This window comes from Pseudomonas sp. KH_040 (assembly GCF_057839305.1).
The window spans coordinates 6,096,819-6,120,015 of the sequence record NZ_CM174487.1 but is presented as its reverse complement, the minus strand read 5'-3'; the positions used below and the strand labels follow the sequence as shown (position 1 = coordinate 6,120,015).

Genomic DNA, 23,197 nt, shown 5'->3' with positions numbered 1-23,197 from the left:
CTTGAAATTACCGAGTCGAACTCAGAACTTGAAGCTTCCCCAATCTGCTCCCTTTCCCCCTCTACCCCTTGGGGGAGAGGGCTGGGGTGAGGGGGATGGATCTCAAGCCCTCCACAAATACCAGCCCACACCACACAAACAAAAAAGCCCTGATCTCTCGATCAGGGCTTTTTCATGTCCGGCATTCAGCGCAAGTTACAGGCCGTTGGCCTTCTTGAACTCGCGACGACGACGGTGCAGCACCGGCTCGGTGTAGCCATTCGGCTGCTTGGTACCTTCAACCACCAGTTCGACCGCCGCCTGGAAGGCGATGTTGCTGTCGAAGTTCGGTGCTAGCGGACGGTACAGCGGGTCGTTGGCGTTCTGACGATCCACCACCGGCGCCATGCGCTTGAGGCTTTCCATCACTTGCGCTTCGGTCACCACACCGTGGCGCAGCCAGTTGGCGATGTGCTGGCTGGAGATACGCAGCGTGGCACGGTCTTCCATCAGGCCGACGTCGTTGATGTCCGGTACTTTCGAGCAGCCAACACCCTGGTCAATCCAACGCACCACGTAACCGAGAATGCCCTGGGAATTGTTGTCCAGTTCGTTCTTGATTTGCTCTGGCGTCCAGTTCGGGTTGACCGCCAGCGGGATGGTCAGGATGTCGTCCACCGAAGCACGAGCACGTTTGGCCAGTTCGGCCTGACGGGCGAACACGTCGACCTTGTGATAATGCAGCGCGTGCAGCGCAGCAGCCGTTGGCGACGGTACCCAAGCGGTATTGGCGCCGGCCAGCGGGTGCGCGATTTTCTGCTCGAGCATCGCCGCCATCAGATCCGGCATGGCCCACATGCCTTTACCGATTTGCGCACGACCTTGCAGGCCGGTGCTCAGACCAATATCGACGTTCCAGTTTTCATAGGCGCCGATCCACTTCTCAGCCTTCATGTCGGCCTTGCGCACAACCGGGCCGGCTTCCATGGAGGTGTGGATTTCGTCGCCGGTACGGTCGAGGAATCCGGTGTTGATGAACACAACGCGCTCGCTGGCCGCTTTGATGCAGGCCTTGAGGTTGACCGTGGTACGGCGTTCCTCGTCCATGATCCCGACTTTCAGCGTATTGCGCTTCAGGCCCAGCACGTCTTCGATGCGGCCGAACAGCTCGTTGGTGAACGCTGCTTCTTCCGGGCCGTGCATCTTTGGTTTAACGATGTAGACCGAACCGGTGCGAGTGTTGCGACGCGAGGTGTTGCCGTTGAGGTTGTGCATCGCCGCGAGGCAAGTGACCAGACCGTCGAGGATGCCTTCCGGCACTTCGTTGCCGTCTTTGTCGAGGATCGCGTCGATGGTCATCAGGTGACCGACGTTACGCACGAACAGCAGCGAACGACCGTGCAACGTCACTTCACCGCCATTCGGCGCGGTGTAGGTGCGATCCGGGTTCATGGTGCGGGTGAAGGTCTGACCGCCCTTGGACACGGACTCCGACAGGTCGCCCTTCATCAGGCCGAGCCAGTTGCGGTAGATCACCACTTTGTCGTCAGCATCGACGGCGGCCACGGAGTCTTCGCAGTCCATGATGGTGGTCAGGGCCGCTTCCATCAGGATGTCTTTGACGCCGGCCGGGTCGGTCTGGCCAACCGGGGTAGTAGCGTCGACCTGGATTTCGAAGTGCAGACCGTTGTGTTTCAGCAAGATGGCGATTGGCGCGTTGGCGTCGCCCTGGAAACCGATCAGCTGAGCGTCATCGCGCAGGCCAGTATTGCTGCCGCCCTTGAGGGTGACCAGCAGTTTGCCGTCAGCGATTTTGTAGGCGGTCGAATCAACGTGGGAGCCAGCCGCCAATGGCGCAGCTTCGTCGAGGAACGCACGGGCGAAGGCGATGACTTTGTCGCCACGCACCTTGTTGTAGCCTTTGCCTTTTTCCGCGCCACCGTCTTCGCTGATCGCGTCGGTGCCGTAGAGGGCGTCATACAGCGAACCCCAGCGGGCGTTCGAGGCATTGAGAGCGAAGCGGGCGTTCATCACCGGCACAACAAGTTGTGGGCCGGCGGTGCGGGCGATTTCATCATCGACGTTTTGTGTCGTTGCCTGGAAATCAGCCGCTTCTGGCAGCAGATAACCGATTTCTTGCAGGAAGGTTTTATAGGCCACGGCGTCGTGCGCCTGACCGTTGCGTTCCTGATGCCAGGCATCGATACGAGCCTGGAAGTCATCGCGTTTGGCGAGTAGGGCTTTGTTCTTCGGCGCCAGGTCATGAATGACCTTGTCGGCACCTTCCCAGAACTTGTCGGCGGTGAGGCCGGTACCGGGAATGGCTTCGTTGTTCACGAAGTCGAACAGGACTTTGGCGACCTGCAGGCCACCGACTTGAACGTGTTCAGTCATTGCTTGCCTCACTCTGCTCAGCTATTTCGCTTTTCAGCTCTTCAATTTGACAATGAAGCCTCTGGCCATTTAAACCACAAACCTGCCGACCAGTACATGCCATTGCGGGCGGCTGGGCTGGGACCAATCAACGGCTTGGGGGCCTTGCTGACGGGGCTTTCAGGGTTGCGAACAGGCCTTGGGCAGACATCGATCCAGCGTTATGTAGTGCGCGCTGCGGCATACTACATGATGAGTTGCGCTTGTGAAAATCAGACTAATTACGTCGTTCTGCGACCTCATGTCGCATTGCGGTCACATCGCGGAACGGGATGTTCTCAAAAAACCATTGGATTGTTCCAGCTAAATATAAAAAGTTGTACACATAAATCGTATTTGGCTGCTATGGCAGCGGTTTATGTGGGAGCGAGCCTGCTCGCGAAAGCGTCGGTCGCCTCAACGCAAATTCGACCCTTGCCTATACTTCCCCTTCTATAACAAAAGTCATGACAAGAGGGCGACGCCATGGACCATCTCGTACTCACCGTATTCGCCCCGGACAAGCCCGGGCAGGTCGAGCGTATCGCCCAATGCATCGCCGAGCATGGCGGTAACTGGCTGGAAAGCCGCATGTCGCGGATGGCCGGGCAGTTTGCGGGCATTCTTCGGGTGGGCGTGCCAGCGGAGGCTTACGACGAATTAGTCGATTCCCTACAAGCACTGTCGACGCATGGCATCCGCGTATTGATTGCCGAGAGTGGTATCGAGCAGTCCTGCACCTGGAAACCGATCGCCATGGAGTTGGTGGGCAATGATCGTCCCGGCATCGTGCGCGACATCACCCGGCTGTTGAGCGAGCAAGGCGTCAACCTTGAGCGGCTGGTGACGGAAGTGCGCCCGGCACCGATGAGCAGTGAACCGCTGTTCCACGCTGAGGCGATTCTTGCAGTGCCACTGACCTTGTCGCTCGACGTCTTGCAGTCGCGCCTGGAAACCCTGGCCGATGATCTGATGGTCGAACTGGTGTTACGCACAGACGTTTAAACGCTGACCGGGTTATCCAGTTTAAACGTGCACCTGCCTGTGGATAACCTGTAGAGACTGCCCGCATCGCCAGGCCCGCCGTGGCTTTGCTGGAGTTGATCAAAAAACCGCCAACATTCAGTGACTTGCACACAAACGGCGGGGATCACGCTGTGGATAACCTTGGGAAGGAACGATGCAGGCCACGAGAACCGTGGCCTGCGAGGCTTTGTACGTTTTTTGATCAGCTGCGCCGGCGCAAACTGATCACGGCATCGACGCTGTAAACGGCCAGACCGGCCCAAATGAAGATAAACGCGACTAACGTGCTCGACGACAAGTGCTCACCGAACAGCAGCACCGCTTGCAGCAGCACCAGGGTCGGCGCCAGGTATTGCAGGAAGCCGATGGTGGTGTAAGGCAAGTGGCGCGTGGCGGCGTTGAAGCACACCAGCGGCACCAATGTCACCGGACCGGCCGCCACCAGCCACCAGGCTTGGGACGTGGTCCAGAACTCCGGTTGCGCACTGGTCGCGGTCTGGTTGAAGAGCAGCCAGGCAATCGCGATCGGCACCAGCATCCAGGTTTCCACCACCAGCCCCGGCAACGCTTTGACTGGCGCCTGTTTGCGGATCAGACCGTAGAAGCCGAACGTCAGCGCCAGCACCAGCGACACCCACGGCAGACTGCCGACCTGCCACACCTGTTGCGCTACACCGACCGCTGCCAGACCGACCGCGATCCACTGCATCCGCCGCAAGCGTTCGCCAAGAATCAACATGCCCAAGAGCACGTTTACCAACGGGTTGATGTAGTAACCGAGACTCGCTTCGAGCATGCGCCCGTTATTCACCGACCACACGTAGGTCAGCCAGTTGGCCGCGATCAGCGTTCCGCTCAAGGCCAGAATCGCCAGTCGCTTGGGATTGTCGAGCAACTCGCGCAACCAGCCCGGGTGTTTCCACACCATCAGCAACAGCGCACCAAACAGCGCCGACCACAAAACCCGATGGATGATGATCTCGACCGCCGGAACCTCGGCGATGGCTTTGAAGTAGATCGGGAACAGGCCCCAGATGATGTAGGCACTCAGGCCCAGAATGTACCCGCGACGCGGGTTGGCGGCTTGCATGCAGAATCCTTGCTTAGGCAGCTAACAAAGGAGGGATTGTAAGGAGGTTGTATAGATGTGTCGTGTCAGAAAGCGAAAAGATCGCAGCCTTCGGCAGCTCCTACAGGGGAATGCGATCCATGTGGGAGCTGCCGAAGGCTGCGATCTTTTGATCTTTAATTCAGAACAACTTCAAAGGTTCTTCGTTAAGCGCTGATAGCTGCTCACGCAACGCCAGCACCTGATCTCCCCAATAACGCTCGGTGCCGAACCACGGAAAGCTGTGCGGGAACGCCGGGTCATCCCAGCGCCGCGCGAGCCAGGCGCTGTAGTGCATCAGGCGCAAGGCGCGCAGCGGCTCGATCAGCGCCAGCTCACGCGGGTCGAAGTCGTGGAATTCGTTGTAGCCGTCCATCAATTCCGACAACTGCCCGAGACATTCCTGGCGGTCGCCGGCGAGCATCATCCAGATGTCCTGTACCGCCGGGCCCATGCGGCAGTCGTCGAGGTCGACGATGTGGAACATTTCGTCGCGGCACATCATGTTGCCGGGGTGGCAGTCGCCGTGCATGCGGATGTTCTGGTGTGGCGTGTTGGCGTAGGCATCTTCCACGCGTTTAAGCAGATCGCGGGCGACGGACTCGTAGGCCGGCAGCAGGCTTTTCGGAATGAAGTTGCCTTCCAGCAAGGTGTTCAGTGAGGCGTGGCCGAAGTTCTGCACGGCGAGGGCTTCACGGTGTTCGAACGGCTTGGTCGCGCCGACCGCGTGAATGCGCCCGAGCAACTGGCCGAGGCGATACAGCTGATCAAGATTGCCCGGCTCCGGCGCACGGCCGCCGCGCCGCGGGAACAGGGTGAAGCGGAAACCGGCATGCTCGTGCAGGGTTTCGCCGTTATGGATCAGCGGCGCCACGACCGGAATGTCGACGTCGGCCAGCTCGAAGGTGAACTTGTGTTCTTCGAGGATGGCTTCGTTGGTCCAGCGCTGCGGGCGATAGAACTTGGCGATCAGCGGTTCGGAGTCTTCGATGCCGACCTGATAGACGCGGTTTTCGTAGCTGTTGAGCGCCAGAATGCGTGCATCACTGAGGAAGCCGATGCTTTCAACGGCATCAAGCACGAGGTCGGGGGTGAGGGTTTCAAACGGGTGGGCCATGCTGACTCCTGCGCGCAGCAGGCTGCCGCGTCCGGCCCAGCATGGTAGCGCAGATGGCAGCGGGGGAGTTGGTTGGTGTCTGTGCTGACGCCATCGCGAGCAGGCTCACTCCCACAGGGGAACGCACGCATTCCAAATGTAGAAGTGAGCCTGCTCGCGATGAGGGCCTGTCAGGCGCCGACGATTCCACCATCCTCGCGAGTAATCGCCATCACCGAAGACCGCGGCTTGCCATTCGGCAAATGCTCAGGGAAGGTCGAACCACCGTTCTCCCCCGGATGCTGAATCCCGACAAACAGGGTTTTCTGATCCGGCGAGAAGCTGATGCCCGTCACTTCACAACCAATCGGCCCGACCATGAACCGACGAATTTCACCGGTCTTCGGATCGGCGCAAAGCATCTGGTTATTGCCCATCCCGGCAAAGTCCCCAGCGTTACTGGAGTCGCCATCGGTGAGAATCCACAAGCGCCCGGCCTTGTCGAAGCCCAAGCCATCCGGGCTGTTGAACATGTTCTGCGGGGTGATGTTTTTCGAGCCACCCTTCGGCGTTCCGGCATGTACGCCCGGATTGCCGGCGACCACAAACAGATCCCAGGCAAACGACTTCGACGCGTGATCGTCGCGGTCGGTGCGCCAGCGCAGGATCTGCCCGTAGACGTTCTTCTCGCGCGGGTTCGGTCCGCCCACTGGTTGCCCGTCTTCGCCGCGCTTGGCGTTGTTGGTCAGGGTGCAATAGACCTGGCCGTCCTTCGGACTGACGACGATCCATTCCGGGCGGTCCATGCGCGTTGCGCCGACTACGCTGGCGGCGAGGCGCGCATGGATCAGCACTTCGGCCTGATCGGCAAAACCACTGCTGGCATCGATGCCGTTTTTGCCGTGGGTCAGCTCGATCCACTGGCCCTGGCCTTTCGGGTGATCGGGGTTGCTGTCGCCGTTGTCGAATTTCGCTACGTACAAGGTGCCGTGGTCGAGGATGTCGCGGTTAGCCTTGGCGTTGCGGTGGTTGATGCGGTCGCGGCTGACAAACTTGTAGATGAACTCGCCACGCTCGTCGTCGCCCATGTACACCACGGCGCGACCGTCGTCGGTCTCGGCCAGGGCGGCGTTTTCATGTTTGAAGCGGCCCAGTGCCGTGCGTTTGACCGGAGTCGATTGCGGATCGAACGGATCGATCTCGACCACCCAGCCGTGACGGTTGAGTTCGTTGGGGTTTTTCGCCATGTCGAAGCGCGGATCGTACGGGTGCCAGTTGATCTCGCGGCTGGCGACCGAGACGCCGTAGCGCTTCTGCGCCGGGTCGAACTGCTGCTGGGCGTTGCTGCTGCCGAAGCAGTCGGTGAAGTTTTCTTCGCAGGTCAGGTAAGTGCCCCACGGCGTTTTGCCGTTGGCGCAGTTCTGGAACGTGCCGAGGACTTTCTTGCCGTGTTTGTCGGCGGCGGTTTTCATCAAGTCGTGACCGGCCGCCGGGCCGCTGATGCGCAGCGGCGAGTTGCCGTGAATGCGGCGGTTGTAGCGCGAGCCTTGGACGAACTGCCACTGACCGTTCTTGCGCTGCACTTCGATCACCGACACGCCTTCGCAGGCCAGTGCCTTGCGCACGTCTTCGGCCGATTGCGGCATGCCGCCGTGCGGGTAGAGGTAGCGGTAGTTGGTGTATTCGTTGTTGATCGCCATCAACGCGCGATTGCGGTCGTCGGGGAAGGCGAACAGGCTCATGCCGTCGTTGTTGTCGCCGAACTGCACTTCCTGTGCGGCTGCGGTGCCGTTGCCGCTCGGGTCGAAGGCCGGGCCATTTTTCTGCAATGGCTGGCCCCAACTGATCAGCACCGAAGACTTGTAGCCTTTGGGCAGCGTGATGACATCGGTGGTCGCAGCGGGAATGCTCTCGAAACCGAGCAGGCGACTGTTGCCGGCGCTGACGCCGGTGGCCAGCGCGCTGCGGCTCAACAGACTGCCACCGAGGAACATCGCCGCGCCGCACAGCGCACCGGCGCCGATGAAACCACGACGGCTGAGGCCGACCATCTTTTCCAGATCAGTGGATTGGTTTTCTTCTAATAGGCTCACATCAGGCTCCCTGCTTGGTTTTGGCAGCTACCTTAATGAGCGTCGATGACGCTTTCGTTGCAGCGCCTGACTACAGCGGCGTGCCGATCAGCACATTGGACGGCGAAAACTGCACCTGCACCGGTTGCTCGACGGTCAGCCCGCGCGTGCGCAAATCGAGCGGCTCAGCCAAGGCGCAGAGGGTATGGCCGTTGGGCAGGGTAATCCGTACTTCGCTGGGGCCGTCCTCGGCGTCGAGAATCGCTTCGATAGTGCCCTTCAGAAGATTGTGACCAGACGTTGCAGATTGCTCGGTGCCGAGCAATTCCAGCCAGCCGGCCTTGATCAGCGCCACCACTTCGGTACCGGTTTGCAGCTCAAGATGCACGGTGCTGTCGTGGGTGATCTGCGCGTCGAGGCACAGCCCTTCGGCCAGTTCGAGACGGATCAGGTCATTACGGCCCTGCGCTGCGATTGCCACGACTTTGCCGTGCAACTGATTGCGCGCACTGGTTCTGAGCATCAAGCGACCGAGCAGGTCGAGGTCGCTGGCATCTTCCGCTGCCTCCAGCACCTGGGCCTGCAAGGCCTGAAGCTTTTGATACAGGCGCAACACGCGCTCGCCTTCGCTGGAGAGTTTCGCACCGCCCCCGCCCTTGCCGCCGACGGCACGCTCGACCAGCGGTTTTTGCGCCAGATTGTTCAGCTCATCGATGGCATCCCACGCGGCTTTGTAACTCAGGCCTGCGCTCTTCGCGGCGCGGGTGATCGAGCCCTGTTCGGCGATGTGTTGCAGCAGGGCGATGCGCTGCGGACGGCGGACGATGTGCTGGGACAACAGGGACGGCATGGACATGGATGGGGTGCTTTTTTGCTGTGGCGGTGGGGGAGGAAGTTGGCCGCTCGCAACGCGAGAGTCAAGCCGAACCCAAATCCATTGTAGGAGTGAGCCTGCTCGCGATGGCGGTGGATCAGTCAGCATAATAAATGTTGGCAATGATGACGCTATCGCGAGCAGGATCATTCCCACAGGGGGATTGTGTCGACTTCAACCTCCAGGCTTTGGCGTGCGGGCCAGGCAATAGACATCGACCCGCGCGGCGCCAGCGTTCATCAGCAACCGGGCGAGAGCCTGTGCGGTAGCGCCGGTGGTCAATACGTCATCAACCAGCGCGAGATGTCGGTTTTTTACCTGCGCATCCGGCATGAGGTCGAAGGCATTGCGCAGATTACGTTTACGCGATTTGGCATCGAGCGACTGCTGGGCATCGGTGTCCTTGACTCGGCGCAGAACCGTTTCTTCACACGGCAGATCCAGCGACTCACTCAACCACCGCGCCAACATAGCTGCCTGGTTGAACCCGCGTTGACGCAGGCGTTTATTCGCCAGCGGTACCGGCAACAACGCATCAGGCCGTGGCAAACCCTCATCGAAGCGATGTTGCAGGTATTGCCCGAGAACGTCGGCGAGCAGGTGGCCAAACGGCCATTTTGCGTTGTGTTTAAAGCGCGTAATCAAACTGTCGACGGGGAAGCCATACTGCCACGGCACCACCACCTGTTCGAACGCCGGCGGCTCTAGCAGGCACTCGCCGCAGGTCAGGCCCGCGGCGAGGAGTGGCAAGGCGCAGGTCTGGCAGTGGTCGCCGAGCCAGGGCAGATCAGTTTCGCAAGCCACGCAAATTGGCATTTCTGCTTCTGCCGGCTCATCGCAAAGCAGGCAGGTTTGTACATTATTTAAACAGATGTAAACCGGTCCTTCGTATCGTGGTTGACAGCGCATGACTCTTCCTTAAATATGCCGAACATCCGTGTCGCGCCTGTGGGTATTCCATTCCCGCAGCCGCCAGCCAAGCATAACCAAGGAACTACCCATGAGCGCGAGCACCACCGCCACCCTGCGTCACGACTGGTCTCTGGCCGAAGTCAAAGCACTCTTCGTACAGCCATTCAACGACTTGCTGTTCCAGGCGCAAACGGTGCACCGCGCACATTTCAACGCCAACCGCGTTCAGGTTTCGACCCTGCTGTCGATCAAGACCGGCGCCTGCCCGGAAGACTGCAAGTACTGCCCGCAGTCCGGTCACTACAACACCGGCCTGGAAAAAGAAAAGCTGATGGAAGTGCAGAAGGTCCTCGAAGAGGCAGCACGCGCCAAGGCAATCGGCTCGACACGTTTTTGCATGGGCGCGGCGTGGAAGCATCCGTCGGCCAAAGACATGCCGTACGTGCTGAAAATGGTTGAAGGCGTAAAGGCCATGGGCCTGGAAACCTGCATGACTCTTGGCCGTCTCGACCAGGACCAGACCGAAGCACTGGCCAAGGCCGGTCTCGATTACTACAACCACAACCTCGACACGTCGCCCGAGTTCTACGGCAGCATCATCACCACCCGTACTTACAGCGAGCGTCTGCAGACCCTGGCTTACGTGCGTGAGTCGGGAATGAAGATCTGCTCCGGCGGCATCCTCGGTATGGGTGAATCGCTGGATGACCGCGCCAATCTGCTGATCCAGTTGGCCAACCTGCCGGAGCATCCGGAATCGGTGCCGATCAACATGCTGGTGAAAGTCGCCGGTACGCCACTGGAAAACGCCGAAGACGTCGACCCGTTCGACTTCATCCGCATGCTCGCCGTGGCGCGCATCCTCATGCCGCAATCCCACGTGCGCCTGTCCGCCGGCCGCGAAGCGATGAACGAGCAGATGCAGGCCCTCGCATTCTTTGCTGGGGCCAACTCGATTTTCTACGGCGACAAGTTGCTGACCACCGCCAACCCGCAGGCGGACAAGGACATGCAACTGTTTGCGCGTCTGGGCATTCAGCCGGAAGCCCGCGAGGAGCATTCCGACGAGGTGCATCAGGCCGCGATCGAGCAAGCGCTGGTGGAGCAGAAGAGCAGCGAGCAGTTCTACAACGCCGCCGTCTGATCGCCATACCGATTCCATGTAGGAGCTGCCGAAGGCTGCGATCTTTTGATCTTGTCTTTTAAAAAACAACATCAAAAGATCGCAGCCTTCGGCAGCTCCTACACAGTCATTTTTCAGATGTGAGGCCTGCATGTCTTTCGATCTCGCCGCACGCCTTGCTGCCCGTCGTGCCGAAAACCTCTATCGCCAGCGACCGCTGCTCGAGTCCCCGCAGGGGCCGCAAGTGGTGGTCGACGGCAAACCGCTGCTTGCCTTTTGCAACAACGATTACCTCGGTCTGGCCAATCACCCGCAAGTGATCGAAGCCTGGCGCGCCGGCGCTGAACGTTGGGGTGTCGGTGGTGGCGCCTCGCATCTGGTGATCGGCCACAGCGGCCCGCATCACGCACTGGAAGAAGCGTTGGCCGATCTCACCGGGCGTCCGCGTGCGCTGTTGTTCACCACCGGCTACATGGCCAATCTCGGCGCCGTCACGGCGCTGGTCGGGCAGGGCGATACGGTGCTGGAGGATCGGCTCAATCACGCCTCGTTACTGGATGCGGGTCTGTTGTCCGGCGCGCGTTTCAATCGCTATCTGCACAACGACGCGGTGAGCCTGGCCAAACGTCTGGAGAAAGCTACCGGCAATACGTTGGTCGTCACCGATGGCGTGTTCAGCATGGACGGCGACCTCGCTGATCTGCCGGCATTGGCCCGCGAAGCCAAGGCCAAAGGCGCGTGGCTGATGGTCGATGACGCTCACGGTTTCGGGCCGCTGGGTGCAAATGGCGGCGGGATTGTCGAGCATTTCGGTTTGAGTCAGGAGGACGTGCCGGTGCTGGTCGGCACCCTCGGTAAAGCGTTCGGCACCGCTGGCGCGTTCGTCGCGGGCAGCGAAGAGCTGATCGAAAGCCTGATCCAGTTCGCCCGTCCGTATATCTACACCACCAGTCAGCCACCGGCGCTGGCCTGCGCAACGCTGAAAAGTCTGGAGCTACTGCGCACTGAGCATTGGCGTCGAGAACATCTACAAACGCTGATCCGTCGGTTCCGCCATGGCGCCGAGCAGATTGGCCTGGAGTTGATGGACAGCTTCACGCCGATTCAGCCGATCATGATTGGCGATGCCGGGCGCGCCGTGCGGCTGTCGCAGATGTTGCGCGAGCGCGGCCTGATGGTCACGGCGATCCGCCCACCGACCGTGCCCGCCGGCAGCGCTCGCTTGCGCGTGACCCTGACCGCTGCCCACAGCGAGGCGCAGGTGCAGCTATTGTTAGAGGGACTGGCCGATTGCTTTGCCCAATTGTCGTCGGAGCCAAGCCATGCGTGATCGCCTGATTCTGCTGCCCGGCTGGGGCCTCGGTGTGTCGCCGATGGAGCCTCTGGCTGCGGCGTTGCAGGGGCTCGACGAACATCTGAAAGTCGACATCGAGCCGCTGCCGGAGCTGGATTCCAGCGATCTGCAGGACTGGCTCGAGGAACTCGATGAAAACATTCCTCAAGACGTCTGGCTCGGTGGCTGGTCGCTGGGCGGCATGCTTGCGTCCGAACTGGCGGCGCGCCGCGGCGAGCGTTGCTGCGGGTTGCTGACGCTAGCGAGTAATCCTTCTTTTGTTGCCCATGAACAATGGCCGAACGCGATGCCGGGCGAAACGTTCGATGCGTTTCTCGCCGGTTGCCAGGCCGATCCGCGGATGACCCTCAAACGTTTTTCGCTGCTCTGTGCTCAGGGGACGCAGGATCCGCGCGGCCTGTCGCGATTGATGTTGGGCGGCGCACCGCACACTGCGCCGACTGCATTGATGGCGGGACTGGAATTGCTCGCGCAGATGGACACACGCGAAGCCCTGCAAGCATTTCGCGGTCCGCAATTTCATCTGTTCGCGGGACAGGATGCCCTGGTCCCGGCGGAAGCGGCGGGGGCGTTGTTCGCCCTGTTGCCGGATATCGAAATAGGTCTGATCGAACAGGCCTGTCATGCGTTTCTTCTGGAAGACCCCCACGGACTGGCGGGCGCTATCCAGGCTTTTCTACACGAGTGCGGTGATGACTGATTTGTCTCTTGTGCTGCCTGGCGGCTTGCCTGACAAGCGTCAGGTCGCAGCCTCTTTTTCTCGCGCGGCGGCCAGTTACGACAGCGTCGCCGAGTTGCAACGTGATGTCGGTACACAATTGCTGCAGCGCTTGCCGGTGGATTTCGTACCAGCGCGCTGGCTGGATCTGGGCTGCGGCACGGGGTATTTCACCCGGGCGCTGGCCTCGCGTTTTGTTGAAGGCCATGGTCTGGCGCTGGATATCGCCGAAGGCATGCTTGAGCATGCGCGGCCACTGGGCGGTGCCGAGCATTTCATTGCTGGCGACGCGGAGCGGCTGCCGCTGCAGGAGTCGACCTGCGACCTGATTTTCTCCAGCCTCGCGGTGCAGTGGTGTGCGGATTTCGATGCAGTGCTCAGCGAAGCTTTTCGCGTGCTGAAACCGGGTGGGATTTTTGCGTTTGCTAGTCTTTGTGTAGGGACGCTGTTTGAGTTGCGCGACAGCTGGCGGCAAGTCGACGGGCTGGTGCACGTCAACCGCTTCCGCGAGTTCGCCCGTTATCAGCAATTGTGTGCGGCCAGTGGCTTGCGCACGCTGAGTCTGGAGAATCAACCACACGTGCTGCATTACCCGGATGTGCGCAGCCTGACCCATGAATTGAAAGCCTTGGGCGCGCACAATCTGAACCCGGGGCGGCCGGGCGGTTTGACCGGGCGGGCGCGGATTCTCGGTTTGGTTGAAGCTTACGAGCAGTTCCGTGAGGCGTCGGGGTTGCCGGCGACTTATCAGGTGGTCTACGCCGTGTTGGAGAAACCCGTATGAGCGCAGCCTATTTCATCACCGGAACGGATACCGATGTCGGCAAGACCACCGTTGCCGCCGGGTTGCTGCATGCAGCTCGTTCGGCGGGCTTGAGTACGGCGGCGGGCAAACCGGTGGCGTCCGGGTGCGAAGTGACGCCCAAGGGGCTGCGCAATTCCGATGCGTTGGCGCTGTTGGCCGAATGTTCGCTGCCGCTGACTTATCAACAGGTCAATCCGGTAGCGTTCGAGCCGGCGATTGCTCCGCATCTAGCAGCGCGCGAGGCCGGTGTAGCGTTGACCGTGCAATCGTTGCTGGCGCCGATGCGTGAGATTCTGGCAATGAATGCCGATTTCACCTTGATCGAAGGCGCGGGCGGCTGGCGAGTGCCGCTGGCGGATCAGGATAATTTGTCGGATCTGGCGATTGCCTTGAAACTGCCGGTGATCCTGGTGGTAGGCGTGCGGCTGGGTTGCATCAGTCATGCCTTGCTGACGGCGGAAGCGATTGCTCGTGATGGGCTGCAGTTGGCCGGGTGGGTGGCGAATATCATCGATGCGAAGACTTCGCGGCTGGAAGAAAACCTCGCGACGTTGGCCGAGCGGATTCCGGCGCCGTGCCTGGGGCGCGTGCCGAAACTCAAGGCCTTGAGTGCAGAGGCGGTGGCCGATCATTTGCAACTGGATCTGCTCGACTAAGCTTTTCTCTATGGGCAGGCACTGTGCCATTAGTGTTTTTGACGGGTGTTTTTCTGACGCCTCTGCTTCAATGGCGCCATTGATCCTTCCCAAGGATGAGAACCGTTATGGAAATCTCCGGTAACACAGCTTTTTATGCAGGTCTGAGCTCGATTCAGAGCGGGCAGAACCGCGTCGATCAGGCGGCCAGCCAGATTGCCAATAATACGATTGAACGCTCGGTGACCAGCCAGTCGTCCGAAGTGCAGGTTGACCGTCTACGCGGTGTCGATCGTGCCCAGCAATCGGATCTGGCCAGCAATATGGTCGAGATGTCTCAGGGCAAGATCCAGGCGGAGCTGGGTGTGAAGGTCGCCAAAGCCTCCGACGAAGTGCTCGGTACGATCATCGACACCTTCGCCTGATTTTTCTGTCTTCTGCACGCTGAACGCCGCGACCTGTCGCGGCGTTTTTCATGGTAAGTCCTTCTCCCTCAACTAATCTTTTTTCAGCACCCGTGACTCGTGCGAGCTCATGGCGGTTTGCTGTGCCCTGCGTTTGAAAATTCTGATGACGAACGGCAAAAGATCGATGCTTGACAAGATTTCGGCGTAAACGTATGTTTCAAACAACTGTTTGACCGTCACAACAAATCAACACGGTCGTTCATTCCCGGTTACATCAGCAGAGGTTTATCGCTATGCCTGACTACAAGGCCCCCTTGCGTGATATTCGCTTCGTTCGTGACGAACTGCTCGGCTACGAAGCGCACTATCAGAGCCTTCCGGCTTGCGCAGACGCAACTCCGGACATGGTTGACGCCATTCTCGAAGAAGGCGCCAAGTTTTGTGAGCAGGTACTGGCACCGCTGAACCGCGTGGGCGACCTCGAAGGTTGCACCTGGAGCGAGTCCGGCGTGAAAACCCCGACCGGCTTCAAAGAGGCTTACAAGCAATTCGTCGAAGGCGGCTGGCCAAGCCTGGCCCACGACGTTGAGCACGGCGGCCAAGGCCTGCCGGAGTCGCTGGGTCTGGCCGTGAGCGAAATGGTTGGCGAAGCCAACTGGTCGTGGGGCATGTACCCAGGCCTGTCGCACGGCGCGATGAACACCATCTCCGAGCACGGCACTCCAGAGCAGCAAGAAGCCTATCTGACCAAACTGGTTTCCGGCGAATGGACCGGCACCATGTGCCTGACCGAACCGCACTGCGGCACCGACCTGGGCATGCTGCGCACCAAGGCCGAACCTCAGGCCGACGGCTCCTACAAAGTTTCCGGCACCAAGATCTTCATCTCGGCCGGTGAACACGACATGGCCGACAACATCGTCCATATCGTACTGGCCCGCCTGCCGGACGCACCGGCTGGCACCAAAGGCATCTCGTTGTTCATCGTTCCGAAATTCATGCCGAATGCTGATGGCACCGTCGGTGCACGCAACGCAGTGAGCTGCGGTTCGCTGGAACACAAGATGGGCATCCACGGCAACGCTACCTGCGTGATGAACTTCGACGGCGCCACCGGTTACCTGATCGGCCCGGCGAACAAAGGCCTGAACTGCATGTTCACCTTTATGAACACCGCACGACTGGGTACCGCGCTGCAAGGTCTGGCCCACGCCGAAATCGGTTTCCAGGGCGGTTTGAAATACGCTCGCGATCGTCTGCAAATGCGCTCCCTGACTGGCCCGAAAGCGCCGGACAAAGCTGCTGACCCGATCATCGTGCACCCGGATGTACGCCGCATGCTGTTGACCATGAAGGCGTTCGCCGAAGGCAACCGTGCGATGGTGTACTTCACCGCCAAACAGGTCGACATCGTCAAATACGGCGTCGATGAAGAAGAGAAAAAGAAAGCTGACGCACTGCTGGCCTTCATGACTCCGATCGCCAAAGCGTTCATGACCGAAGTCGGTTTCGAATCCGCTAACCACGGCGTACAGATCTACGGCGGCCACGGCTTCATCGCCGAGTGGGGCATGGAGCAGAACGTTCGCGACAGCCGCATTTCGATGCTGTACGAAGGCACCACCGGTATCCAGGCACTCGACCTGCTGGGCCGTAAAGTGCTGATGACTCAAGGCGAAGCCCTGAAAGGCTTCACCAAGATCGTCCACAAGTTCTGCCAGAACAACGAAGGCAACGAAGCCGTTGCAGAATTCGTCGCACCGCTGGCCGCGATCAACAAGGAATGGGGCGAGCTGACCATGAAGGTCGGTATGGCCGCCATGAAAGATCGCGAAGAAGTCGGTGCGGCTTCCGTGGACTACCTGATGTACTCCGGTTATGCCTGCCTGGCTTACTTCTGGGCCGACATGGCGCGTCTGGCTGCTGAAAAGCTGGCCGAAGGCACCGGCGACGCGGCGTTCTACACCGCCAAGCTGCAAACCGCGCGCTTCTACTTCCAGCGCATTCTGCCGCGTACCCGTACCCACGTGGCCACCATGCTGTCGGGCGCCAACAACCTGATGGACATGAAAGAAGAAGACTTCGCACTGGGCTACTAAGTCTTAGCGCGGTCTTTTGAAAACCGCTGCTCCTGTTAGGGGGCGGCGGTTTTTTTGTTAGTGAATCGCTCAGATAGTCGGGCTTCCGGCCGTTAAAGAGACAGTGTGTGATCTGGGTCACATTGTGTGGGCTTGGCCGCACTTTGCAGGCACAATGCCATCTCTTTGATATGACGGGTCGGAGCTTTACCCTTGCCGCGTTCTTCCGCTGTACGTTTCAGCCATTTCCTACCTTCACTGCTGTTGTTACTTGCGGGGTTGGCGGCTGCGTACGTCAAAGACCTCAGCGTGTTCTTCACGTCGCTGTTCAACGTGTTGCCGACGTTGGTGCTGTTGCTGGGCGGCGCTTATTGCGCGGTTTACCGGCGTCAGCGCGAACTGTTTCTGATGCTCACGGTGTACATCGCCTACTTTCTGCTCGACACCCAGACCGACTATTACCGCGACAACGGCAAGGTCCGCGAAGACGCTGCGGTGGTCTTCCATCTCGTCTGTTTATTGCTGCCGTTGTTGTTTGGGCTGTTTGCGGCGTGGCAGGAGCGCACGCATCTGTTTCAGGACATGGTCGCGCGCTTCGCCGTTTTGCTGGCCTTCGGCAGCGTGGCGCTGGGACTTGAACAAAGTTATCCCCAGGCGCTGCTGATCTGGCTGTCGGAGATCCGTTGGCCGGCGCTGCACGGCGCGTGGATGAGTCTGATTCAGCTGTCCTATCCGGTGTTTATTTCGGCGTTCCTGCTACTGGCCTGGCAATACTGGCGCAATCCGCGTCCGCTGCATGCGGCGCAATTGGTTGGCCTGCTCGGCGTGTTCTGGATGCTGCCGAAAACCTTCATCCTGCCGTTCACCCTGAACATCATGTGCAGCCAAGTGATGTTGATGATCGCCGCAGCGGTTGCGCACGAGGCTTATCAAATGGCCTTCCGCGACGAACTCACCGGTCTGCCGGGCCGTCGCGCGCTCAACGAACGCATGCAACGCCTTGGTCGCAACTACGTATTGGCGATGAGTGACGTCGATCACTTCAAAAAATTCAACGACACCCACGGCCACGATGTCGGTGACCAGGTACTGCGATTAGTCGCCAGCAAACTGTCGAAAATCAGCGGTGGCGGTAGGGCGTATCGCTATGGCGGTGAGGAATTCGCCTTGGTGTTTGCAGGCAAAACCCTTGAGGAGTGTATGCCGCACCTTGAGGTGATCCGCGAGTCGATTGCGTCCTACAACATTCAGCTGCGCAATCAGGAAAACCGCCCGCAGGATGATCAGCAAGGTCGTCAGCGCCGCGCCGGCTCGGGTGCCTCCAGTGTGTCGGTGACGGTGAGCATCGGCGTCGCTGAACGAGTGGAACAACGCAACCCGGAACAAGTGCTGAAGTCTGCCGACGAGGCGCTCTATGCCGCAAAAGGTGCGGGGCGTAATTGCGTGATGGCCTACGGACAAAACCGCCGCGGCGCGGTGCGCATGGACACGGCCGCAGGTTGAGTGATGACGGCGCATTCAGCGTCTGCACAATGATTGTGGGGCGTGGTGGCCGGCAGTAGGTTGAGGAAATCTGCTGACGGAGAAGCCACCATGCCTGAGTACAAAGCTCCCCTGCGCGACATGCGCTTTCTGATCGACCACGTCTTCGACTTCCACGCCAATTACGCCACCCTCGGCGCGCACGACGCCAGCCCGGACATGATCAACGCGATTCTCGAAGAGGGCGCGAAGTTCTGCGAGAACGTTCTGGCGCCGCTCAATCGCAGCGGTGACGAAGAGGGCTGCCATTTCGACAATGGTGTGGTGACAACGCCTACAGGCTTCAAGCAAGCCTTCGCACAATACGTCGAGGGCGGCTGGCACGGTCTGGCAGCAGATCCGGTTTACGGCGGCCAGGGCTTGCCGAGTTCGCTGGGATTGGTGATCAGCGAAATGGTCGGCTCCAGCAATACCTCTTGGGGCATGTACCCGGGTTTGACCCACGGCGCGATGTCGGCGATCCACGCTCACGGCAGCGCTGAGCAAAAAGACACCTACCTGAGCAAACTCACCGCCGGCCAGTGGACCGGCACCATGTGCCTGACCGAAGCCCACTGCGGCACCGACCTGGGCATCATCAAGACCCGCGCCGTGCCTCAGGCCGACGGCAGTTATGCGGTCACCGGCAGCAAGATTTTCATCTCCGCCGGCGAGCACGACATGAGCGATAACATCATCCATCTGGTGTTGGCCAAGTTGCCGGATGCGCCGGCCGGGACCAAAGGGATTTCGCTGTTTATCGTGCCGAAATTCTTGCCGGATGCGGTGGGTGAGGCAGGCGAGCGCAACGGCGTGTCCTGCGGTTCGATCGAACACAAGATGGGCATCAAGGCCTCGGCCACTTGCGTGCTCAACTTCGACGGCGCCAAGGGTTACCTGATCGGCGAGCCGAACAAGGGCCTGAACTGCATGTTCACCATGATGAACCACGCACGGCTCGGCACCGGGATGCAGGGTTTGTGTTTGGGTGAAGCGAGTTTCCAGGGCGCCATCAAATACGCCAACGACCGCTTGCAGATGCGTTCACTGACGGGCGCCAAAGCCCCGGACAAAGCCGCCGACCCGATCATCGTCCACCCGGACGTGCGGCGCATGTTGTTGACCATGAAAGCCTTTAACGAAGGCAATCGGGCGCTGACCTACTTCACCGCGCAGTTGCTCGATGTCGCGCATCTGAGCACTGATGCCGAAGCACGGCAGGAGGCCGAGGATTTGTTGGCGTTCCTCACGCCGATCTGCAAAGCGTTCATGACCGACACTGGCCTGGAAGTGACCAACCACGGCATGCAGGTATTCGGTGGCCACGGCTTCATTCGTGAATGGGGCATGGAACAGTTGGTTCGCGACTGTCGGATCGCGCCAATCTACGAGGGCACCAACGGTATTCAGGCGCTGGACCTGCTCGGGCGCAAGGTGTTGGGCAGTCAGGGTAAGTTGCTGCGCGGTTTCACCAAAATCGTCCATAAGTTCTGCGCGGCCAACGCTGAGCACCCGCAGCTGGGCAGTTTCGCTGCGCAGCTCAATGAGCTGAACCAGCAGTGGGGCGACCTGACCATGAAGGTCGGCATGGCGGCCATGAAGAACCCGGATGAAGTGGGCGCGGCGTCGGTGGATTACCTGATGTACAGCGGTTACATCATTCTCGGTTATCTGTGGTTGCGCATGGCGTTGGTGGCGCAGGCGCAGCTGGAGGCGGGCGAGGGTGAGGCGGATTACCTGCGCGGGAAATTGGCGACGTGCGAGTTCTACTTCAAGCGTTTGTTGCCGCGTACGGCGGCGCATCGGGCGGCGATCGAGGCGGGGAGTGATTGCCTGATGAAACTGTCTGCGGAGTTGTTTGCACTTTAGAGAAGATAAAAAGATCGCGGCCTTCGGCAGCTCCTACAGGGAATCGGGCGTTGTCGAGGCTGCGATTTATTGTGGTGACTAAAAATAACAAATCAGTCACCGGTTGACCCTATGTGTCGCAAAAGTTGTTGAGGTACACTCGGGCTCAGAAAACATCATTCCACGAATCACCTGTTTAGATCTTGCGAGGTTTGCCATGGCTGACTACAAAGCGCCGCTGCGCGATATGCGCTTCGTCCTCAATGAAGTGTTCGAAGTCGCCAAACTCTGGGCCGAACTGCCGGCGCTGGCTGAGACTGTCGACGCCGAAACCGTTGAAGCCATTCTCGAAGAGGCCGGCAAGGTCACCAGCAAAAGCATCGCGCCGCTGAGCCGTGCCGCTGACGAAGAAGGCTGTCACTGGGCCGACGGCGCCGTCACCACTCCAGCCGGTTTTCCACAGGCTTATCAGACTTACGCCGAGGGCGGCTGGGTTGGCGTCGGTGGCGATCCGCAATACGGCGGCATGGGCATGCCCAAAGCCGTATCGGCGCAGGTTGAAGAAATGGTCAACTCCGCCAGCCTGTCGTTCGGTCTGTACCCGATGCTGACCGCTGGCGCCTGCCTGTCGATCAACGCCCATGCCAGCGAAGAGCTGAAAGCCGCGTACCTGCCGAACATGTATGCCGGCGTCTGGGCCGGCTCCATGTGCCTGACCGAGCCGCACGCCGGCACCGACCTGGGGATTATTCGGACAAAAGCCGAGCCTCAGGCCGACGGTTCCTACAAAGTCAGCGGCACCAAAATCTTCATTACCGGTGGCGAACACGATCTCACCGAAAACATCATTCATCTGGTGTTGGCGAAACTGCCGGACGCCCCGGCGGGTCCGAAAGGCATTTCGCTGTTCCTGGTGCCGAAGTTCATGGTCAATGCCGACGGCAGTCTGGGCGCACGCAATCCGGCGAACTGCGGTTCGATCGAACACAAGATGGGCATTCAGGCGTCCGCGACCTGCGTGATGAACTTCGACGAAGCCGTGGGTTATCTGGTTGGCGAGCCGAACAAAGGCCTGGCCGCGATGTTCACCATGATGAACTACGAGCGCCTCGGCGTCGGCATCCAAGGCCTGGCCACCGGCGAGCGTTCGTATCAGAACGCCGTTGAATACGCCCGCGACCGTCTGCAAAGCCGTTCGCCGACCGGCGCGCAGAACAAAGACAAAGTCGCAGACCCGATCATCGTCCACCCGGATGTGCGGCGCATGCTGCTGACCATGAAAGCCTCGAACGAAGGCGGCCGTGCGTTCTCCACCTACGTGGCGATGCAACTCGACACCGCCAAGTTCAGCGAAGACGCCACCACCCGCAAGCGTGCAGAAGATCTGGTCGCGTTGCTGACGCCGGTAGCCAAGGCATTCCTCACCGACCTGGGTCTGGAAACCACCGTGCACGGCCAGCAGATTTTCGGCGGCCACGGCTACATCCGCGAATGGGGCCAGGAGCAACTGGTGCGCGACGTGCGTATCACTCAGATCTACGAAGGCACCAACGGCATTCAGGCGCTGGACCTGGTCGGTCGTAAGATCGTCGGCAGCGGCGGCGCGTTCTACAAGCTGTTCGCCGACGAGATCCGCCATTTCACCGCGACAGCCAGTGCCGATCTGGGCGAATTCACCAAACCGCTGAACGATGCCGTCGACACGCTCGACGAGCTGACCTCGTGGTTGCTGGATCGGGCAAAAAACAACCCGAACGAAATTGGCGCGGCTTCGGTCGAATATTTGCAAGCATTCGGATACACGGCGTATGCCTACATGTGGGCATTGATGGCCAAAGCTTCGCTGGGCAAAGAAGCGCAGGACGATTTCTATGCCAGCAAGTTGGGCACTGCGCGCTTCTATTTCGCCCGCTTGCTCCCGCGGATTCACTCGTTGAGTGCGTCAGTAAAGGCCGGTAGCGAGTCGCTGTTCCTGCTGGATGCAGCGCAATTCTGATGCGATGACGTCATGTAAGCATTCTCTTACATGACGTGCTGCTGTTCTCCCATAGGCGAAGATTGGATCCACAGCTAATCTACATTTCATGGACGTCGCGCAGGAAGCGCAAAGCAACAACACGGACACGTAGGATTCTGCCAGGGTGGCGGAGTGAAATGGATGTCAGGGAAACAGTCTGCAAAGCCCCGCTTCGGCGGGGTTTTCTTTTGCCTGAAGAAAAGTGCTCAGACCAAAGGATCGAGCGGCGGCTTTACTTCTCGCTCCATCACTTCTTCCAGCAACGTCCGCAACAGCGCCAAAGAGGCCTGCTGGCGCTGCACATCGCGACACACCAGGCCAACCTTCAGCGGCACGCGCGGTTCGCTCAGCGGTTTCCACAACAGATCCTGATCGTCGTATTCCTTCTGCGAACGCCCCGGCAGCACTGTCGCCAGTTTGGTGTGTGGAAGGCTGTCGAGAATACCCACCATATTGTTCAACTCGGCTTGTACCTGCGGACGGCGCCCGAGGGCGGTCAGTTGCGCCTGCCATATCTGGCGGATCTGGAACTCTTCGCCCAGCAGCAACATCGGCAATTCGGCAGCCTGACGCATCGAGACTTTCTTGAATTCACGCAATGGATGATCCGCCGGGATGACCAGCGTCAGCTCATCTTCGTAAAGCATCACACCGTGCAGGCCCGGTTGGCGCGGCGGCAGGTAACTGATGCCGATGTCCAAAGAACCGTTGAGCAGCCGCCGTTCGATCTCAAGTCCGGTCAATTCATAGATTTGCACCACCAGATGTGGCTGTGCCTTGCGCACCCGCTCAAGCATTTGCGGGACCAGACTGGTGTGCACCGTTTGCAGCACGCCGATCGCCAGCGTGCGCAAGGCCTGGCCCTTGAAGTTGCCCAGCGCCTCGCGCGCTCGTTGCAAGCCATCGAGCAGCGGCAACGCATGGTTGTACAACGTGTGCGCGGCGAGGGTCGGCAGCAGGCGCTTGCTGCTGCGCTCGAACAAGGTGACGTCGAGGTTCTGTTCGAGCTGGCGGATCTGCTGCGACAGCGCCGGTTGCGAGATCGACAGGCGTTCAGCCGCCCGGCCGACATGACCTTCTTCGTAGACCGCGACGAAATAACGCAGTTGCTTGAAATCCATAAGTAACGCTTATCGAAAATGCTGATAAATCGAAATGGCCCGAAGCCGTCAGTGCGCCTAGTCTAACCGCATTCACAAGGCTTACAGGGCC

The 23,197-nt window shown here is 59.8% G+C and carries 18 protein-coding genes; 11 read left to right on the top strand and 7 right to left on the bottom strand.

Features of this window, described 5'->3' with window-relative positions; all coding sequences use genetic code 11:
- Nucleotides 1–195 precede the first annotated feature (195 nt).
- A complete protein-coding gene (locus tag AC3IUF_RS27325) occupies nucleotides 196–2,373 on the bottom strand; it encodes a malate synthase G (protein WP_123375964.1) in 2,178 nt (725 codons plus the stop codon).
- 504 nt (nucleotides 2,374–2,877) lie between these two features.
- Here AC3IUF_RS27325 and AC3IUF_RS27320 point away from each other — a divergent pair.
- The gene (locus AC3IUF_RS27320) at nucleotides 2,878–3,396 is read left to right on the top strand and encodes a glycine cleavage system transcriptional repressor (RefSeq protein ID WP_007910018.1); all 519 of its coding nucleotides are present in this window, start codon (nucleotides 2,878–2,880) and stop codon (nucleotides 3,394–3,396) included.
- Between the two features lie 223 nt (nucleotides 3,397–3,619).
- Here the strand turns inward: AC3IUF_RS27320 and rarD are convergent, their stop codons facing one another.
- From rarD to AC3IUF_RS27295, 5 genes are all read right to left on the bottom strand, one after another.
- On the bottom strand, nucleotides 3,620–4,507 hold the full coding sequence (gene rarD, locus AC3IUF_RS27315) for an EamA family transporter RarD (protein ID WP_007910020.1): 888 nt from the start codon (nucleotides 4,505–4,507) through the stop codon (nucleotides 3,620–3,622).
- A 160-nt stretch (nucleotides 4,508–4,667) separates the two neighbouring features.
- On the bottom strand, nucleotides 4,668–5,642 hold the full coding sequence (locus AC3IUF_RS27310; protein WP_007910023.1) for a serine/threonine protein kinase: 975 nt from the start codon (nucleotides 5,640–5,642) through the stop codon (nucleotides 4,668–4,670).
- Between the two features lie 170 nt (nucleotides 5,643–5,812).
- A complete protein-coding gene (locus AC3IUF_RS27305) occupies nucleotides 5,813–7,714 on the bottom strand; it encodes a PhoX family protein (RefSeq protein ID WP_007910026.1) in 1,902 nt (633 codons plus the stop codon).
- A gap of 70 nt (nucleotides 7,715–7,784) precedes the next feature.
- Nucleotides 7,785–8,549 (bottom strand): TOBE domain-containing protein, encoded by a 765-nt coding sequence (locus AC3IUF_RS27300; protein ID WP_038363250.1) that lies wholly within the window; start codon nucleotides 8,547–8,549, stop codon nucleotides 7,785–7,787.
- A 192-nt stretch (nucleotides 8,550–8,741) separates the two neighbouring features.
- Nucleotides 8,742–9,476: a ComFC family protein gene (locus tag AC3IUF_RS27295; protein ID WP_007910029.1), complete on the bottom strand. Its 735-nt coding sequence runs from the start codon at nucleotides 9,474–9,476 to the stop codon at nucleotides 8,742–8,744.
- Between the two features lie 91 nt (nucleotides 9,477–9,567).
- Here AC3IUF_RS27295 and bioB point away from each other — a divergent pair, with 91 nt between their 5' ends.
- From bioB to AC3IUF_RS27245, 10 genes are all read left to right on the top strand, one after another.
- Nucleotides 9,568–10,623 carry a biotin synthase BioB gene (gene bioB / locus AC3IUF_RS27290; RefSeq protein ID WP_007910031.1) on the top strand — a complete coding sequence of 352 codons (1,056 nt, stop codon included), beginning with the start codon at nucleotides 9,568–9,570 and terminating at the stop codon, nucleotides 10,621–10,623.
- 130 nt (nucleotides 10,624–10,753) lie between these two features.
- Entirely contained in the window at nucleotides 10,754–11,932 is a 1,179-nt protein-coding gene (gene bioF / locus AC3IUF_RS27285; RefSeq protein ID WP_414915567.1) for an 8-amino-7-oxononanoate synthase, read from the top strand.
- Entirely contained in the window at nucleotides 11,925–12,656 is a 732-nt protein-coding gene (locus AC3IUF_RS27280; RefSeq protein WP_007910035.1) for an alpha/beta fold hydrolase, read from the top strand. The genes bioF and AC3IUF_RS27280 overlap by 8 nt, the downstream gene beginning before the upstream one ends.
- Nucleotides 12,649–13,458 carry a malonyl-ACP O-methyltransferase BioC gene (gene bioC / locus AC3IUF_RS27275; protein WP_007910042.1) on the top strand — a complete coding sequence of 270 codons (810 nt, stop codon included), beginning with the start codon at nucleotides 12,649–12,651 and terminating at the stop codon, nucleotides 13,456–13,458. Before AC3IUF_RS27280 ends, bioC begins: the two co-directional genes overlap by 8 nt.
- A complete protein-coding gene (bioD, locus tag AC3IUF_RS27270; RefSeq protein ID WP_007910044.1) occupies nucleotides 13,455–14,135 on the top strand; it encodes a dethiobiotin synthase in 681 nt (226 codons plus the stop codon). Before bioC ends, bioD begins: the two co-directional genes overlap by 4 nt.
- A gap of 107 nt (nucleotides 14,136–14,242) precedes the next feature.
- Nucleotides 14,243–14,539: a hypothetical protein gene (locus tag AC3IUF_RS27265; RefSeq protein ID WP_007910046.1), complete on the top strand. Its 297-nt coding sequence runs from the start codon at nucleotides 14,243–14,245 to the stop codon at nucleotides 14,537–14,539.
- 275 nt (nucleotides 14,540–14,814) lie between these two features.
- The gene (locus AC3IUF_RS27260) at nucleotides 14,815–16,620 is read left to right on the top strand and encodes a phenylacyl-CoA dehydrogenase (RefSeq protein ID WP_095112722.1); all 1,806 of its coding nucleotides are present in this window, start codon (nucleotides 14,815–14,817) and stop codon (nucleotides 16,618–16,620) included.
- Between the two features lie 192 nt (nucleotides 16,621–16,812).
- Nucleotides 16,813–18,102 (top strand): GGDEF domain-containing protein, encoded by a 1,290-nt coding sequence (locus AC3IUF_RS27255; protein ID WP_122604332.1) that lies wholly within the window; start codon nucleotides 16,813–16,815, stop codon nucleotides 18,100–18,102.
- A gap of 90 nt (nucleotides 18,103–18,192) precedes the next feature.
- The gene (locus tag AC3IUF_RS27250; protein ID WP_489279775.1) at nucleotides 18,193–19,989 is read left to right on the top strand and encodes an acyl-CoA dehydrogenase C-terminal domain-containing protein; all 1,797 of its coding nucleotides are present in this window, start codon (nucleotides 18,193–18,195) and stop codon (nucleotides 19,987–19,989) included.
- Nucleotides 19,990–20,185: 196 nt separating this feature from the next.
- A complete protein-coding gene (locus AC3IUF_RS27245; protein ID WP_007910055.1) occupies nucleotides 20,186–21,964 on the top strand; it encodes an acyl-CoA dehydrogenase C-terminal domain-containing protein in 1,779 nt (592 codons plus the stop codon).
- Between the two features lie 227 nt (nucleotides 21,965–22,191).
- Here AC3IUF_RS27245 and AC3IUF_RS27240 read toward each other — a convergent pair whose 3' ends face one another.
- Nucleotides 22,192–23,106, bottom strand: a complete 915-nt coding sequence (locus tag AC3IUF_RS27240; protein ID WP_007910057.1) for a LysR family transcriptional regulator — start codon at nucleotides 23,104–23,106, stop codon at nucleotides 22,192–22,194.
- Nucleotides 23,107–23,197 lie beyond the last annotated feature (91 nt).